Genomic DNA, 14,762 nt, shown 5'->3' on the forward strand with positions numbered 1-14,762 from the left:
GGCCGCCCCATGCATCTCCCGTCCATCAACGCGTCGCGCGCCGCAACCGCGACCGCGACGCAGCGCACGCTCGGCTGGCGCTTCGCGCTTTCGTGCGTGCTTGTCGCCGTCACCGCATTCGCGTTCGCGCCGGCTCACGCGGCAAGCACCGACGATTCGGTCGAGATCCCGTTCTGGTCGCGCAACTGGACCGGCACGATCGGCAGCCGGCACGTCGACGTATCGCTGTCGCGCGTCGCCGACACGGTATCCGGCTGGTACTGCTACGCGCCCTGCGCGTCGGACAAACGCTATCGGCTGGCGCTGAAGGGGTCGCTCGATGCGCACGGCGCGACGCTGTCGGAACGCGACATCGGCGCGAAGACGGATGCCGATCGCACGACGGGCACATGGCGCGTCGCGTCGCTCGACGGCACGGCGACCGGCACGTGGGCGTCGCCGGACGGCAAGCGCGCGCTGCCTGTGTCGCTTGCGCCGAAACGCGACGGCCGGCCGTTTCCTTACGAGATCCGCCTCGTTGCGGACAAGCTGCCGGACGATAGCGGATCATGCAACGACGTGCCGCACGTCAGCGCGATCCGCCTGTACGATCACGGCCGCGTCGTGCAAACGCTGCAGACCGATTCGCAAGGCACCTGCAACCTGTTCACGCCCGAATTCGCCGACGTGAACTTCGACGGCTGGCCCGACCTGATGCTCGCGCAATCGATGGGTGCCGGCCCGAACATTCCGTACCAGACGTGGATCTTCGACCTGAAGACGCGGCGCTTCGCCGATGCTCCGCAAGGGCTGCAGGACATCACGTCGCCGGACTTCGATCCCGTGCACCGGATCATCTGGACGAGCTGGCGCGCGAGTTGCTGCGAGCACGGCGTGACGACCTACCGCTGGCAGGGCAACGACGTGAAGGAAATCGATTCGGCCAGCAGCTACATGCTGCCCGTACTCGACGGGACCACGCGCCGCTATTGCTATGTCATACCCGGTTACGGCGACGGCTATATCGAGTTTCCGGAGCGCATCGAACAGACCGGCACCGGGCTGCGTTCGACGCTGGGCAACCCGAAAGGCTGCGACGCGAGCGATTCGCCGTCCATGACGCGTGTGTATATCGACATCTGGAAACCGGGCACGCCCGGCCACGCGCCGACGCTCGTGCGCACCGAGAAGGTCACGTGGAAGCGTACGCAAACCCGTGCCGGCATGAAGTTCTGCCCCGACGTGCCGTTCTACGACAACGGCCGCATCCGCCGCATCGTGCTGAGCGACGATCCCGAGCAGTGCAGCGCCGAGAATCCCGACAAGAACTAACGCGACGCACGCCCGCACGGGCGTGCCGCCGTCACGTCACGCGCCGACGATCGAGATCGAGAACCCGTCCCAGCCCTTCTGCCCGACCGTCTGCACGGCCGTCGTCGTGAGCTTCGGCTCGGCCACGAGACGCGCGAACCCGTCGCGCACGCCGACCACATCGGACTCGCGATTGTCGGGATCGGCCACGCGCCCGCCGCGCACGACGTTGTCGACGACGATCACCGTGCCGGGCCGCGACAGCTTCAGCGCCGCGTCGAGATAGACGGGGTTGTTGTCCTTGTCGGCATCGATGAAGATGAAATCGAACGGCGGCTCACCCGCGTCGACGAGCCGCGCGAGGCTGTCCTTCGCGCTGCCGACGATCACCGACACGACCTCCGCGAACCCGGCACGCGCAATGTTCTGCGTCGCGACCTTCGCATGCTCGGGGTTCAGCTCGAGCGTCACGAGCGTGCCGCCCTGCGGCAACGCGCGCGCAAGCCAGATCGTGCTGTAGCCGCCGAGCGTGCCGATTTCGAGGATGCGCCGCGCGCCGCGGATCGTCGCGAGCAGCTGCAGCAGCTTGCCCTGGTTCGGCGCGACGTTGATCGCGGGCAGCCCGGCCGCGTCGCTCGCCGCGAGCGCGGCGTCGAGCGCGTCGTCGGACGGCACGAGCGTCGCGGAGAAATACGCATCCACCTGGTTCCACTGATCCTGATCCATCGCGCACCCCTAGTCTGCGGAAAAAGGCATTCTATGCGCCGCGAACCCATAAGCAACAAACCATTCGTTCTAAGGACAGCAGCGCACGTGCTCCTATAATCGCCGGACAGCCGGACTCTCGACCTTCACAACAACAAACGGAGCACCCATGACCGATCAGGCCTCTTCGAACTGGCGTCTCGAAACCATCGCCGTGCACGGCGGCTATCGCCCCGACCCGACCACACGCGCGGTCGCGGTACCGATCTACCAGACCGTTGCGTACGCATTCGACGACACGCAGCACGGCGCCGACCTGTTCGATCTGAAGGTCCAGGGCAACATCTATACGCGGATCATGAACCCGACGACGGACGTACTCGAGCAGCGGATCGCCGCGCTCGAGGGCGGCATTGGCGCGCTCGCGCTCGCGTCGGGGCAATCCGCCGTCACGTATGCGATCCAGACGATCGCCGAAGCCGGCGACAACATCGTGTCCGCGAGTTCGTTGTACGGCGGCACCTACAACCTGTTCGCGCATACGCTGCCGCAATACGGGATCACGACGCGCTTCGCCGACCCGCGCGACCCCGCATCGTTCGAGCCGCTGATCGATGCGCGCACGAAGGCGATCTTCGCGGAATCGGTCGGCAATCCGCTCGGCAACGTCACCGATATCGCCGCACTCGCGGAAGTCGCGCATCGACACGGCATCCCGCTGATCGTCGACAACACGGTGCCGTCGCCGTACCTGCTGCGCCCGTTCGAGCACGGCGCGGACATCGTCGTGCACTCGCTGACGAAGTATCTCGGCGGGCACGGCACGAGCCTCGGCGGCGCGATCGTCGATTCGGGCAAGTTCCCGTGGGCGCAGCACGCCGACCGCTTCAAGCGGTTGAACGAACCCGACGTCAGCTATCACGGCGTCGTCTATACGGAAGCATTCGGGCCGGCCGCCTATATCGGCCGCGCGCGCGTGGTGCCGCTGCGCAACATGGGCGCGGCGATCTCGCCGTTCAATGCCTTCCAGATCCTGCAGGGGATCGAGACGCTCGCGCTGCGCGTCGAACGGATCAGCGACAACGCGCTGAAGATCGCGCAGCATCTCGCGCGCCACGAGAACGTCGAGTGGGTGAACTATGCCGGCCTGCCCGATCATCCCGACCATCCGCTCGTCGCGCGCTACCTGTCGGGCCGCGCACCGGGCATCCTGACGTTCGGCGTGAAGGGCGGCCGCGATGGGGGTGCGAAGTTCCAGGACGCGCTGAAACTGTTCACGCGGCTCGTCAACATCGGCGATACGAAGTCGCTCGCGACGCATCCGGCGTCGACGACGCACCGGCAACTGTCGCCGGCCGAACTCGCGAAGGCCGGCGTGAAGGAAGAAACGGTGCGGCTGTCGATCGGCATCGAGCATATCGACGACCTGCTCGCCGATCTCGACCAGGCGCTCGCGCAGCTTTGACCGGAACGGGCGCGCGGGCTGGCCGGCGCGCGCCCCTCTCATCAAAAGCCTTGACCCTGGAGCGGCTTCAGGGTGTTCAATCCCCGGTTGACGCCGGGGCATCGCCCGGCGCGTACGAACCGCGCGACGCATCAGGTGCAGGACAGTACGCCCGCTGCGGCCCGCCCACTGCCCGAGGCCACATGACACCGACCGCGAAGCTTGCGCTGCTCACGTTACCGCCTGTGCTGGCGGCCTGTTTCGGCGCACTCGCGGCCGCATGGCGCGCGCCCGGCCCGAAGACGTCGAGCGTCATCCAGCATTTCACCGGCGGCATCGTGTTCGCGGCCGCCGCGCTTGAACTGCTGCCGCAGGACCGCGCGCACGCGCTGTTTCCGGTCGTCGTCGGTTTCGTGCTCGGCATCGCGCTGATGCTCGCGATCCGCGCGCTGTCCGGCGCGATCGAGACGCGCTTCGAGGAAGCGCGCCTGCCCTTCAGCCTGATCATCGTCACCGCGATCGACCTCGTCGTCGACGGCCTCGTGCTCGGCATCGCGTTCTCCGCGAGTGACGAAAGCGGCATCATCCTGACCGTCGCGCTGACGCTTGAAGTGCTGTTCCTCGCGCTGTCGGTCAGCGCGGCGCTCGCGGCGGCCGGCATCGGCCGCACGCTGTCGATCGTCGTGCCGGTCGCGCTCGCAGCACTGCTGAGCATCGCGGCCGTGGCCGGCAACGCGGCGTTCGCGGGGCTGCCGGCGAATATCTACGCGGCGCTGCTGGGGCTGGGTACCGTCGCACTGCTGTACCTCGTCACCGAGGAACTGCTGGTCGAAGCGCACGAAGTGCCTGAGACGCCGTTCGCAACGGCCGCCTTCTTCATCGGCTTCATCGTGTTCTTCCTGATCGAAGGATCGGTGAAGGCCGGGTAAGCCGCGCGCGACAGCGCGCTGGCTACCACGTCGTCGCGCCCGCCGGATACGTATCGACGAAACGTGTGCCGTTGACGGGCGTGACACCCTCGTTGCGCAGCGCGGCCCACAGGTCGATCGCACGTTCGCGCGACTTGCGGCTGCCGTCGTCGGTCAGCACGTTCAGCGCGATCACTTCGTCGCGTGTCGTCAGCTGCAGCTGTTCCTTCAGCTTGCGCGACTGATGCGATGCGGTACGGACTTCACCCAGCAGAATCCGCTTCTCCGCGACATTCGACTCGCCGCCCGCGTCGGCCGGCACGAACGTCAGCCGGCCGTTGTCGACTTCGCATTGGCCGCGCGTGAACGTCGCGCTCCACTCGCCTGCCGGCACGGCCGCGAATTCGCAGCGCATCCGCTCGTTCACGCGGCTGCCGACGTCGTGCGCCGACGCGTGCGACAACGCCCGTTCCGGCCAGCCGGCCGCCATCGCCGCCGTCGACATCAAGCAGGCGGCAAACACGATTCCTGTTGCGATAGTGCGCATGGCGCGCTCCTTGTCATAGGGGGAAACGGCCGAGCGGTGTCACCGCGATCGACCGTGAATGAACGATCAACGCATCGCGAAGCGGTTGTCGTGCGCATCGACCGTCGGCGCCTTCTCGCCGCGATGCACCGTCGAACGATGGATTTCCTGATTGCGCGCAACGGTTGCCGGGCTCGCCGGATAGTCGTGATTCGGGCTCGGGATCACGCCGTCGTGCCGCGCGCGCACCAGCTCCTGGCGCACTTCCTGCCGCGTCTTCGCTTGCGCGGCCGCGGCTTGCGAGAAGGCCGCGATCGACAGCGCGGCAACGGTCAAAACGATCATCGGTCGCCGAATGTTCATGGGGGTCGCTCCTTGCGGGTATCCGTGACGGGAGCCTTCACTTTGATCCTGCGGCGGTGCGGAATCGTGAGCGCAGCATGACGATTTCGTCACGGTTTTCGCATGCACTCCATCGCAGTGCGAATGAACCTACGCATGAATCGATTTCCTCATGACGTCGCGATGACATTTTTCTCATTTGTCCCTCACCTTCACGATCCGAACGCTTTCCAGAATCGCCAGCGCGTTCGCGACATTTCCGCGCGCAGGCCACAGGCACGACGCAGGAATCGACCGATGCACGGAAGAACGATCATCTTGAACCTCAGGGACACTCCATGAAAACTCCAGTTCGGCTCGTCATGACGTCAGGTGCGCTGCTCGCGACCGCCCACGCGGCGCACGCGTCGGAAGTCACGCTGTACGGCCTGTTCGATACGTCGCTGACGTATGTGTGGAACGCCAACGCGGACGGCAAAAACCTCGTCGGCCTCGGCAACGGCAATCTGCTCGGCAACCGCTTCGGCGTGAAAGGCTCGGAGGATCTGGGCGGCGGACTGAAGGTGATCTTCACGCTGGAGAACGGCTTCAATCCGAATACCGGCGCGCTCGGGCAAGGCAACCGGATGTTCGGCCGGCAGGCGTTCGTCGGTCTCGAAAGCGCGCGCTGGGGCACGCTGACGCTCGGCCGCCAGTACGACGCGCTCGCCGACGTCGCGTGGCCGGTGACCGGCGACTTCTACTTCGGCAGCGTCTACGCGACGCCCGGCGACGTCGACAACTACGACACGTCGTCACGCACCGACAACGCGGTGAAGTACACGTCGCCCGTGATCAGCGGATTCCAGTTTGTCGGCATGTATGCGCTCGGCGGCGTAGCGGGCAAGAGCGGCGCGGGACAAACCTGGTCGGCCGGCCTGTCGTACAGCAACGGCCCGGTCGACGTGGCCGGCGGCTACTACTACGCGGCCAATCGTTCATCGCTCGCCAACGGGATCCGGACCGACTGGAACGGCACCTCCGACGGAACGTTCGACGGGTCGCTGGTCAACGGCGGCTACCTCTCCGCGAAATCGATCGGCATCGCGCGCGGCGCGCTGCGCTACAACTTCGCGCCGTTCGCGCTCGGCGTCGACTACAGCAACGCGCTGTACAAGGCCGATGCGATGTCCGCGTTTCACAGCACGCAGAAGTACGACACCGCGCGTGGTTTCTTCAACTATCAGGCGACGCCCAGCCTGCTCGTCGGTGTCGGCTACAGCTACACACGGGCCCGCGGCGATACGAGCGCGACCTATCACCAGGTGTCCGCAGGCGCCGATTACGTGCTGTCGAAGCGCACCGATCTTTATGCGGTCGGGGCATGGCAACGCGCGAACGGAGAACAGCGCACGCTCGACGGCGGCACGCAAACGGCGCAGGCGTCGATCGGCTCGTATGGCTACGGCGGCACGCGCACGCAAGGCATCGTCAATCTCGGGTTGCGCCACCGGTTCTGATCGAGACGGCGGCACGCGCGCCTGCGTGCGTGCGTGCGTGCGTGACGAAAATGTCACGTTCCGCTCAGGTTCACGATGCGTCGTGCCGCTACGATCGGAACGGTAACGGGCACGGCCCGTTCCCACCCACGCAGCGGATCGCTGTCGCACGACACGATCACGCGTTCAGCCCGGACTCGTCGAGTACCGGGCTTTTTTTTGATCGCGGGTCCGGCACTCACGGTGCGGGATTGCGTTGCGGGAACAGGCAAGGATGCGTCTTCACGTACAGGTTCGGATTGCCGCAGCGATGCCCGGCATAGTCGATCTGCTCGCCCGGCATCAGGTCGGTCGGCACCGGCTTGCGCGCGGCGGCCGACACGGTCGTGCCGGGATCGGAACGTGTCGGTACGCAGCCCGCGAACAACGGGACGATCAGGATTGCGATCAAAGACAGGCGAATGGCGGGACGATGCACTTTTCGGTCCGGAATGAAAGTCTGAACGGGACCGCCCGCGTTCGATGCTGCTGTCGCGAGCGGTGAAAAAGCCGACGACCGCGATGGCCATCGGCAGACTTCATGTTCCACTTCCCGCTCATTGCGCCCATGACGCGAACATGACGATTGCGTCATGCCGATCGAGCGCGACCCGCACGCCGCCGTGCAATCTGACGTTTTTTTCATCTCCCGATCACGGTGGCGCACGGCTGCTTTCGCATACTGGGTCCACGGTTCGCCACCCGGCGACCCTGATCAAGGAGAGCACTCAATGAACACCGCAAAACTCGCAGCACTGTTCGTCACCGCCACGCTGTCGCTCGGCCTCGCCACGCAGGCCGCGTTTGCACAGTCGCAGACGCAAACGCAGGGCAAGACCCGCACGCAGGTCGTCAACGAACTGAAGCAGGCGCAGCACGAAGGCGTCGTGCCGACGGGCAAGACGCAGTACCCGCCGACCGGCGAGATGGTCGCGCGCAACAAGGAGCTTCACGGGATTTCGGTGCATCGCGGCGAGAAGGCGCCGCAAACCGACAACCACGACGACCTGGCCAAGCGCTGATGTTGCGCCGGCAACCAATCGCGGGCAGCGCGCCGCGCGCGGCCGCCTCACGGCGAACGCGCGGGCGTGCCTGCCCGCGGGTCAGGCGGCGCTGGCCGGTGGCCGCTGTGGCTCGGCCGGCCGCCGCGGAAAGCGCAGCCAGAACGTCGTACGCCGGCCGGGGTCGCTGTCGACGCCGCATTCGCCGCCGTGGTTGTCCATGATCGACCGGACGATCGCGAGGCCGAGCCCCGTCCCCGACGCCGAATTGTGCCGCGACGGATCGACGCGATAGAAGCGCTCGAAGATCCGCCCGACATGCTGCGCGTCGATGCCGGGCCCCGTATCCGACACGGCGATGGTCGTCGCGCCGCCCTGCTCCACGCAGTCGATCGTCACGACGCTGCCGCGCGGCGCATAGGTCAGCGCATTCGACAGCAGGTTGCTCAGCGCGCGCTGGTACAGCATCAGATCCGCATCGACCCACGCATGGCCGTCGACCTTCACCGACACGCCCTCATCCTCCGCGAGCGACTCGTAGTAGCCGGCGACACGCCCGGCCTCCTCCGCCGCATTCAAGCGCCGCACGTCGATCGACGTGCCGGCCTGTTCCGAGCGCGCGAGAAACAACATGTCCTCGATCATCCGCGACAGCCGCTGGTATTCGTCGATGCTCGACTCGATCACGTTCCGGTATTCGTCCGCGCTGCGCGGTTGCGACAGCACGACTTGCGCGGCCGCCTGCAGGTTCGTGAGCGGCGTGCGCATGTCGTGCGCGAGATTCGACGAGAACTGGCTCAGCCGCGTGAACGATTCGTCCAGCCGCGCGAGCATCCCGTTGAACGCATGCTCCAGCTCCTTCAGCTCGCCGGACGTATCGAGTTCCGGCAGCGGATGGGCGAGCCGGCTCGACGACATCTGCTCGGCACGCGCCGCGAACCGCCGCAGTGGGCTCAGCCCGAGCGCCGCGATGCCGTACGCGATCGCGGCCGCGAGCACCACGCCGAACACCTCGATCACGACGATCGTATAAGCATGCGTGCGCAACAGCAGTACGTCGGCGCTGCGGTCGTACTGCACCGCGACGCGCACCACGGGCGCCCCCGCGCCGGCGAGCGGCACGGTCGTCACGAGATACTGGTGCCGCGCGCCGGGCGGCGCGACGCCGACCGGCACGCGGCCCGCGTCCATCGACAGCAGCGGCGCATAGAGGCGGAAACCGGGCGTGCCGACGAGGCGCGTGCCCGCCGCATCGTAGATCGCGAGATCCATGTTCGGATGGCCGTGCAGCTGGTCGATCCAGATATCGGTGTTGCGCGCGACCTCGGCCGTCGTGCGCGCGTCGGCCAGGTGCCCGCCCAGCGCCGTGGAAATGCCGGCCATCTGCTCGGCCGCCGTCGTTTCGACGCGATTGCTCAGCGCTTCGTAAAGTGCGAAGCCGCTCGACGCGAGGATCACCGACGTCGACAGGATGATCAGCGCGGTCAGGCGTCCGCGCAGCGTGCGCGGCAGCAGGCGCGCGATCATGCGGCCGCGCCGCTGCGCGCTTCGAGCACGTAGCCCATCCCGCGCACGGTGTGGATCAGCTTCGGTTCGTACGCGTCGTCGATCTTCGAACGCAGGCGCCGGATCGCCGAATCGACGACGTTCGTGTCGCTGTTGAAGTTCATGTCCCATACCTGCGACGCGATCGTCGCGCGCGGCAGGATCTCGCCCTCGCGGCGCATCAGCAGCCACAGCAGCGCGAATTCCTTCGCGGTCAGCAGGATCGTGTCGCCTTGCCGCGTGGCCTTGCGGCGTGTCAGGTCGAGTTCGAGATCGGCCACGCGCAGCGTGTTCGAATCGCGCGGCTGGCCGCGCCGCAGGATCGACTTGATGCGCGCGGTCAGCTCGACGAAGTCGAACGGCTTCGCGAGATAGTCATCCGCGCCGAGCTCGAGCCCCTTCACGCGATCGCCGACGTCGTCGCGCGCAGTGAGGAACAGCACGGGCGTCGACTTGCTGCGCCGCAGGTTCTGCAACAACGTCCAGCCGTCCTGCCCGGGCAGCATCACGTCGAGCACGAGCAGGTCGTACTCCTCGGTCTCGGCCTGATGCTGGCCCGTGATGCCGTCCTCGACCCAGTCGACGACATAACCTGCCTCGGTCAGGCCCTTGCGCAGATACGCGCCCGTCTTCGGTTCATCCTCGACAATCAGAATTCGCATCACGCATTACCCTTGAAGAAACCCAGCCGGCGCAGCATGCCCATGCCGAAACCGCCGCGAAACGCGGCGCGCCACGACACCGCATGGCTGACGCGGTACAGCACGGGCAGCACCAGCAGCGTCAGCGCCGTGGACGACAGGATACCGCCGATCACGACCGTCGCAAGCGGGCGCTGCACCTCGGCGCCGGTGCCGGTCGCGAACGCCATCGGCAGGAACCCAAGCGACGCGACGAGCGCGGTCATCAGCACGGGGCGCAGCCGCGTGAGCGCGCCTTCGCGCACGGCGACGTCGAGCGGCGTCCCTTCATCGCGCAGGTTACGGATGAACGAGATCATCACGAGACCGTTGAGCACCGCGACGCCGGACAGCGCGATGAAGCCGACCGCCGCCGTGATCGACAGCGGAATCCCGCGCAGCCACAGCGATACGACACCGCCGCTCAGCGCGAACGGTATGCCGGTGAACACGAGCAGCCCGTCCTTCACGTTGTTGAACATCACGAACAGCAGCACGAACACCATGAACAGCGCGAGCGGCACGACGAGCTTCAGGCGCTCGCTCGCGCTTTGCAGCTGTTCGAACTGCCCGCCCCACGATACCCAGTAACCGGCCGGCACGCGCACGTCCTGCTGCAGTTGCTCGCGCGCATCGGCGACGAACGAGCCGACGTCGCGGCCGCGCACGTTCGCGCTGACGACGACGCGCCGCTTGCCGTCCTCGCGGCTGATCTGGTTCGGACCGGGTGCGACGTCGATCGTCGCGAGTTCCGCGAGCGGCACGTACGGCGCCGCCGCGAGCGGCGCGCGGGCACCGGCCGCCGGTGCGGGCAGCGCGATCGGCAGCCGCTTGATCGCCTCGATGTCCGAGCGCAGCTCGTCGGGCAGTCGCACGACGATGTCGAAGCGGCGATCGCCCTGGAACAGCGTGCCGGCCTTCTGCCCGCCGACGGCCGCGGCCACCGTGTCCTGCAGGTCGGCGACACTCACGCCGTAGCGCGCGAGCTTGTCACGGTCGAGCGTGACCGTCAGCACCGGCAGGCCCGTGGTCTGTTCGACCTTCACCTCCGACGCGCCCGACACCTTCTGCAGCGCGGCCGCGATCTGCTCGCCGGTCTGGTTCAGCACGGCCATGTCGTCGCCGAAGATCTTCACGGCGACGTCGCTGCGCACGCCCGAGATCAGTTCGTTGAAGCGCAGCTGGATCGGCTGCGAGAACTCGTACGCGTTGCCCGGCAGCTCGGCGAGCGCCTCCTCGATCTCGCGCACGAGCGTGTCGCGCGGTTTCTTCGGGTCCGGCCACTGGTCGGCCGGCTTCAGCATGATGTAACCGTCCGACAGGTTCGGCGGCATCGGGTCGGCGGCGATTTCGGCCGTGCCGGTGCGCGCGAACACGCGCTCGATTTCGGGGAAGCGCGCCTTCAGCGTCTTCTCGATCGACTTCTGCATCTCGACCGACTGCGACAGGCTCGTGCCGGGAATCCGCAGCGCGGAGACGGCCAGGTCGCCTTCGTTGAGACTCGGGATGAACTCGCTGCCGAGCCGCGTGGCGAGCCCGAGCGTGACCAGCACGATCGCGCCCGCGCCGATCATCACGCGCGCCGGGCGCGTCATGAACGCGGCAAGCACCGGTTCGTACGCGCGCCGCGCCCAGCCCATCAGCCGGTTCTCCTTCTCCTCGACCCGCTCGCCGATGAACAGCGCGACGGCCGCCGGAATGAACGTGACGGTCAGCACCATCGCGGCCGCGAGCGCCATCACGACCGTAATGGCCATCGGATGGAACATCTTGCCTTCGACGCCGGTCAGCGCAAAGATCGGCAGGTACACGACCATGATGATCAGTTGCCCGAAGATCAGCGCGCGGCGTGCCTCCTGCGATGCGCCGAACACTTCGGCAAAGCGCTCGTCGCGCGTGAGCGGCCGGCCGGCGGCGGCCTGCGCATGCGCGAGCCGCCTCACGCAGTTCTCGACGATCACCACCGCGCCGTCGACGATGATCCCGAAGTCGAGCGCGCCGAGGCTCATCAGGTTCGCGCTCACCTTCGCGTTCACCATGCCAGTGAAGGTCATCAGCATCGACAGCGGAATCACGAGCGCGGTGATCAGCGCCGCGCGGATATTGCCGAGGAACAGGAACAACACCGCGATCACGAGGATCGCGCCTTCGAGCAGGTTCTTCTTCACCGTCGCGACGGCCTTCTCGACGAGCACGGTGCGGTCGTACACCGGAATCGCCTTCACGCCGGACGGCAGCGTGCGGTTCACGTCCTCCATCTTCGCGGCGACGGCCTTCGCGACGGTCCGGCTGTTCTCGCCCATCAGCATGAAGACCGTGCCGAGCACGACTTCCTCGCCGTTCGACGTCGCCGCGCCCGTGCGCAGCTCGCGGCCGATGTCGACTACTCCGACGTCCTTCATCCGCACCGGCACGCCGCCGACGTTGGTCAGCACGATGTTCGAGATGTCGTCGACGGTGCGTGCCTGACCCGGCACGCGCACGAGATACTGCTCGCCGCGCTTCTCGATGTAGCCGGCGCCGACGTTGTCGTTGTTGCGTTCCAGCGCGCGCACGACGTCGGCGAGCGTCAGCCCGTACGACATCAGCTTCGCCGGATTCGGCGCGACGCGGTATTCCTTCACGTAGCCGCCGATCGAGTTGACCTCGGTCACGCCGCGCACGTTCCTGAGCTGCGGCCTCACGACCCAGTCCTGCAGCTCGCGCAGGTCGGCCGCCGTATAGCGCGTGCCGTCGGGCTTGCGCGCGGCCGCGTCGGCCTCGACGGTCCACAGGTAGATCTCGCCGAGGCCCGTCGACGTCGGGCCCATCGCGGGCGCGATGCCGGGCGGCAGCTTGTCCTTCGCTTCCTGGATGCGTTCGTTGACGAGTTGCCGCGCGAAATAGATGTCGGTGCCGTCCTTGAAGATCACGGTGACCTGCGACAGCCCGTAGCGCGAGATCGAGCGCGTCTGCTCGAGGCCCGGCAGCCCGGCCATCACGGTCTCCACCGGATAGGTGATGCGCTGCTCGGCCTCGAGCGGCGAATAACCGGGCGCGGCCGTGTTGATCTGGACTTGCACGTTGGTGATGTCGGGCACCGCGTCGATCGGCAGCTTCTGGTAGCTGAAGACGCCCAGCGCGGCCACGGCCGCGATCGCCAGCATCACGAGCCAGCGGTGCGCAATCGCAAAGCGGATCAGGCGCTCAAACATGACGGAATTCCTTGAAACGGGGAACGGTCGCCCGCACCGGACGGGCCGCCCGGCCGGTCACCCGGAGGGGCGTATTGCGCGCCGCAGGGCGGGCCACGTTTCGGGCCGCGAATCGTGCAACGGCACGCGCGTATCGCTCATTCATGTTCCGCGCTCCCCTTGCCGAGCTCGGCCTTCAGCACGAAGCTGTTCGACGCCGCGTATTCCTGGCCCGGCTTGAGCCCCTTCAGCACTTCGGTCGCGCGTTCGTCGCGCCGCCCCGTCTCGACGGCCTGCGCGACGAACCCCTTCGGCGAGCGCACGAACACCGACGGCGCGCCGTCGACGTCCTGCAGCGCGTCGCTCGCGACCGCGAGCGGCACACCCTGCCTGCCCGCGTCGACCGACACGTTCACGAACATCCCGGGGCGCCACACGCCGTCCGGGTTCGGCAGCACGACGCGCGCCGGCGCGGTGCGCGTCTGCTCGCCGAGCAAGGACCCGACATACGCGATCGGGCCGCTCGAACGCGATTCGAACGCGGTCGCGCTGACGGTCGCGTCGCGGCCGACCCGCACGTCGTTGAGCCGTTGCGCCGGCACGGCCATCTCGGCCCATACCGTCGACAGGTCGGAGATCACGAACATGCTGGCATCGGCGGCGATCGCCTCGCCGGGCGTCGCATGCTTCTCGACGATCGTGCCCGCGAACGGCGCACGCAGCTCGTAGCGGTTCAGCGCGCCCGCGCCGACCGGCGCGTTCAGCGCGGCGAGCTTCTGCCGCGCGTTCTGCACGGCGATCTCGGCCTCGCGCAGCTGCACCTGCGCCTGCTGGTAGTCCTGTTCGGCCGAGATGCGCTCCTTCCACAACGTGCGTTCGCGCTCGTAGGTCGCGCGTGCGCCCGACAGCCGGCGCTCGGCCGTCAGCAGTTCGCTGCGCCGGTCCGCGAGATCGGTGCTCGCGATCACGGCCAGCACCTGCCCCTTCGCGATGTTCTGCCCGAGCGACACCGACACCTGCTCGACGATGCCGGCCACGCGCGGCACCACGTGCGCGGTGCGATCCTCGTTGAACTTGATCTCGCCCGGCAACTGGAACGGTGTCGCGATCTGCGCGGGGCCGGCCTTCGCGAGCGCGATCTTCGAGGTCGCCAACTGCGCGTCGGTCAGCGCGATCGCGCCGTCGGCGCGCGCGAACGGGAACGACGCCGCGTCGTTGCCCGCCTTGATGTCGATCGTCGCATCGAACACGTGCGGCTTCGCGATCGATTGCGCGGACACGAACTTCTGGCCGGCCGCGTCGAAACGCAGCGGCTCATGTGTGCGGTCGTAGCGGACCAGCGTGCCGGACACGGTCACGCCCTTGTCGGCCGGCTTGCCGTCGACGAACGGATAGACGACGAGGCGTGCGTCGCCGGGTTTTTCCGTCATCACGATCTCGACGGCGAGCCTGCCGCGCTTCAGCACGACGCCGCCGCGCGCGCCGACGCCATCGGCCGGCCGCGCGGCTTCGGCGGCCGCGGGCGCGGATGCGTTGCTCCCGCCCCGCGTGACGGCGAGCGCGCCGAGCGCGATCCCGGCGGCGCCGAGCACGGCCGCCGCAATAACGATGATTCTGCTGCGTGACATGAT

The 14,762-nt window shown here is 67.5% G+C and carries 13 protein-coding genes; 5 read left to right on the plus strand and 8 right to left on the minus strand.

Annotated elements, in window-relative coordinates:
- Positions 1-9: 9 nt before the first annotated feature.
- Positions 10-1,311 carry an XAC2610-related protein gene (locus tag H3H55_RS28635; RefSeq protein WP_193101142.1) on the plus strand — a complete coding sequence of 434 codons (1,302 nt, stop codon included), beginning with the start codon at positions 10-12 and terminating at the stop codon, positions 1,309-1,311.
- A 36-nt stretch (positions 1,312-1,347) separates the two neighbouring features.
- Here the strand turns inward: H3H55_RS28635 and H3H55_RS28640 are convergent, their stop codons facing one another.
- Positions 1,348-2,016 carry an O-methyltransferase gene (locus tag H3H55_RS28640; protein WP_193101143.1) on the minus strand — a complete coding sequence of 223 codons (669 nt, stop codon included), beginning with the start codon at positions 2,014-2,016 and terminating at the stop codon, positions 1,348-1,350.
- A 148-nt stretch (positions 2,017-2,164) separates the two neighbouring features.
- Between H3H55_RS28640 and H3H55_RS28645 the strand changes: the two genes are divergently transcribed.
- On the plus strand, positions 2,165-3,460 hold the full coding sequence (locus H3H55_RS28645) for an O-acetylhomoserine aminocarboxypropyltransferase/cysteine synthase family protein (protein WP_193101144.1): 1,296 nt from the start codon (positions 2,165-2,167) through the stop codon (positions 3,458-3,460).
- A gap of 182 nt (positions 3,461-3,642) precedes the next feature.
- A complete protein-coding gene (locus H3H55_RS28650) occupies positions 3,643-4,368 on the plus strand; it encodes a ZIP family metal transporter (RefSeq protein ID WP_048245314.1) in 726 nt (241 codons plus the stop codon).
- Positions 4,369-4,390: 22 nt separating this feature from the next.
- Here the strand turns inward: H3H55_RS28650 and H3H55_RS28655 are convergent, their stop codons facing one another.
- Positions 4,391-4,894 (minus strand): hypothetical protein, encoded by a 504-nt coding sequence (locus H3H55_RS28655; protein ID WP_193101145.1) that lies wholly within the window; start codon positions 4,892-4,894, stop codon positions 4,391-4,393.
- Positions 4,895-4,960: 66 nt separating this feature from the next.
- The gene (locus H3H55_RS28660; protein WP_193101146.1) at positions 4,961-5,236 is read right to left on the minus strand and encodes a DUF4148 domain-containing protein; all 276 of its coding nucleotides are present in this window, start codon (positions 5,234-5,236) and stop codon (positions 4,961-4,963) included.
- A 317-nt stretch (positions 5,237-5,553) separates the two neighbouring features.
- Between H3H55_RS28660 and H3H55_RS28665 the strand changes: the two genes are divergently transcribed.
- Positions 5,554-6,714 carry a porin gene (locus H3H55_RS28665; protein ID WP_193101147.1) on the plus strand — a complete coding sequence of 387 codons (1,161 nt, stop codon included), beginning with the start codon at positions 5,554-5,556 and terminating at the stop codon, positions 6,712-6,714.
- Between the two features lie 217 nt (positions 6,715-6,931).
- Here the strand turns inward: H3H55_RS28665 and H3H55_RS28670 are convergent, their stop codons facing one another.
- Positions 6,932-7,399 carry a hypothetical protein gene (locus H3H55_RS28670; RefSeq protein ID WP_319022337.1) on the minus strand — a complete coding sequence of 156 codons (468 nt, stop codon included), beginning with the start codon at positions 7,397-7,399 and terminating at the stop codon, positions 6,932-6,934.
- A gap of 64 nt (positions 7,400-7,463) precedes the next feature.
- Between H3H55_RS28670 and H3H55_RS28675 the strand changes: the two genes are divergently transcribed.
- Positions 7,464-7,754, plus strand: coding sequence for a DUF4148 domain-containing protein (locus H3H55_RS28675; RefSeq protein WP_129516710.1), 291 nt, complete (start codon positions 7,464-7,466; stop codon positions 7,752-7,754).
- 81 nt (positions 7,755-7,835) lie between these two features.
- Here H3H55_RS28675 and H3H55_RS28680 read toward each other — a convergent pair whose 3' ends face one another.
- From H3H55_RS28680 to H3H55_RS28695, 4 genes are all read right to left on the minus strand, one after another.
- On the minus strand, positions 7,836-9,260 hold the full coding sequence (locus H3H55_RS28680) for a heavy metal sensor histidine kinase (RefSeq protein ID WP_193101148.1): 1,425 nt from the start codon (positions 9,258-9,260) through the stop codon (positions 7,836-7,838).
- Entirely contained in the window at positions 9,257-9,940 is a 684-nt protein-coding gene (gene irlR, locus H3H55_RS28685; RefSeq protein WP_193101149.1) for a heavy metal response regulator transcription factor IrlR, read from the minus strand. The genes H3H55_RS28680 and irlR overlap by 4 nt, the downstream gene beginning before the upstream one ends.
- Positions 9,940-13,152 carry an efflux RND transporter permease subunit gene (locus tag H3H55_RS28690; protein ID WP_193101150.1) on the minus strand — a complete coding sequence of 1,071 codons (3,213 nt, stop codon included), beginning with the start codon at positions 13,150-13,152 and terminating at the stop codon, positions 9,940-9,942. Before H3H55_RS28690 ends, irlR begins: the two co-directional genes overlap by 1 nt.
- Before the next feature lie 137 nt (positions 13,153-13,289).
- Positions 13,290-14,759, minus strand: coding sequence for an efflux RND transporter periplasmic adaptor subunit (locus tag H3H55_RS28695; protein ID WP_193101151.1), 1,470 nt, complete (start codon positions 14,757-14,759; stop codon positions 13,290-13,292).
- Positions 14,760-14,762: the final 3 nt, after the last annotated feature.

This window comes from Burkholderia sp. Z1 (genome assembly GCF_014893795.1).
Lineage (GTDB): Bacteria > Pseudomonadota > Gammaproteobacteria > Burkholderiales > Burkholderiaceae > Burkholderia > Burkholderia theae.

What these genes read in the sequence shown, in the direction of transcription:
- H3H55_RS28635 (WP_193101142.1), top strand. Translation starts at nt 10, where the DNA reads ATGCATCTCCCGTCCATCAACGCGTCGCGCGCCGCAACCGCGACCGCG.
- H3H55_RS28640 (WP_193101143.1), bottom strand. Translation starts at nt 2,016, where the DNA reads ATGGATCAGGATCAGTGGAACCAGGTGGATGCGTATTTCTCCGCGACG.
- H3H55_RS28645 (WP_193101144.1), top strand. Translation starts at nt 2,165, where the DNA reads ATGACCGATCAGGCCTCTTCGAACTGGCGTCTCGAAACCATCGCCGTG.
- H3H55_RS28650 (WP_048245314.1), top strand. Translation starts at nt 3,643, where the DNA reads ATGACACCGACCGCGAAGCTTGCGCTGCTCACGTTACCGCCTGTGCTG.
- H3H55_RS28655 (WP_193101145.1), bottom strand. Translation starts at nt 4,894, where the DNA reads ATGCGCACTATCGCAACAGGAATCGTGTTTGCCGCCTGCTTGATGTCG.
- H3H55_RS28660 (WP_193101146.1), bottom strand. Translation starts at nt 5,236, where the DNA reads ATGAACATTCGGCGACCGATGATCGTTTTGACCGTTGCCGCGCTGTCG.
- H3H55_RS28665 (WP_193101147.1), top strand. Translation starts at nt 5,554, where the DNA reads ATGAAAACTCCAGTTCGGCTCGTCATGACGTCAGGTGCGCTGCTCGCG.
- H3H55_RS28675 (WP_129516710.1), top strand. Translation starts at nt 7,464, where the DNA reads ATGAACACCGCAAAACTCGCAGCACTGTTCGTCACCGCCACGCTGTCG.
- H3H55_RS28680 (WP_193101148.1), bottom strand. Translation starts at nt 9,260, where the DNA reads ATGATCGCGCGCCTGCTGCCGCGCACGCTGCGCGGACGCCTGACCGCG.
- irlR (WP_193101149.1), bottom strand. Translation starts at nt 9,940, where the DNA reads ATGCGAATTCTGATTGTCGAGGATGAACCGAAGACGGGCGCGTATCTG.
- H3H55_RS28690 (WP_193101150.1), bottom strand. Translation starts at nt 13,152, where the DNA reads ATGTTTGAGCGCCTGATCCGCTTTGCGATTGCGCACCGCTGGCTCGTG.
- H3H55_RS28695 (WP_193101151.1), bottom strand. Translation starts at nt 14,759, where the DNA reads ATGTCACGCAGCAGAATCATCGTTATTGCGGCGGCCGTGCTCGGCGCC.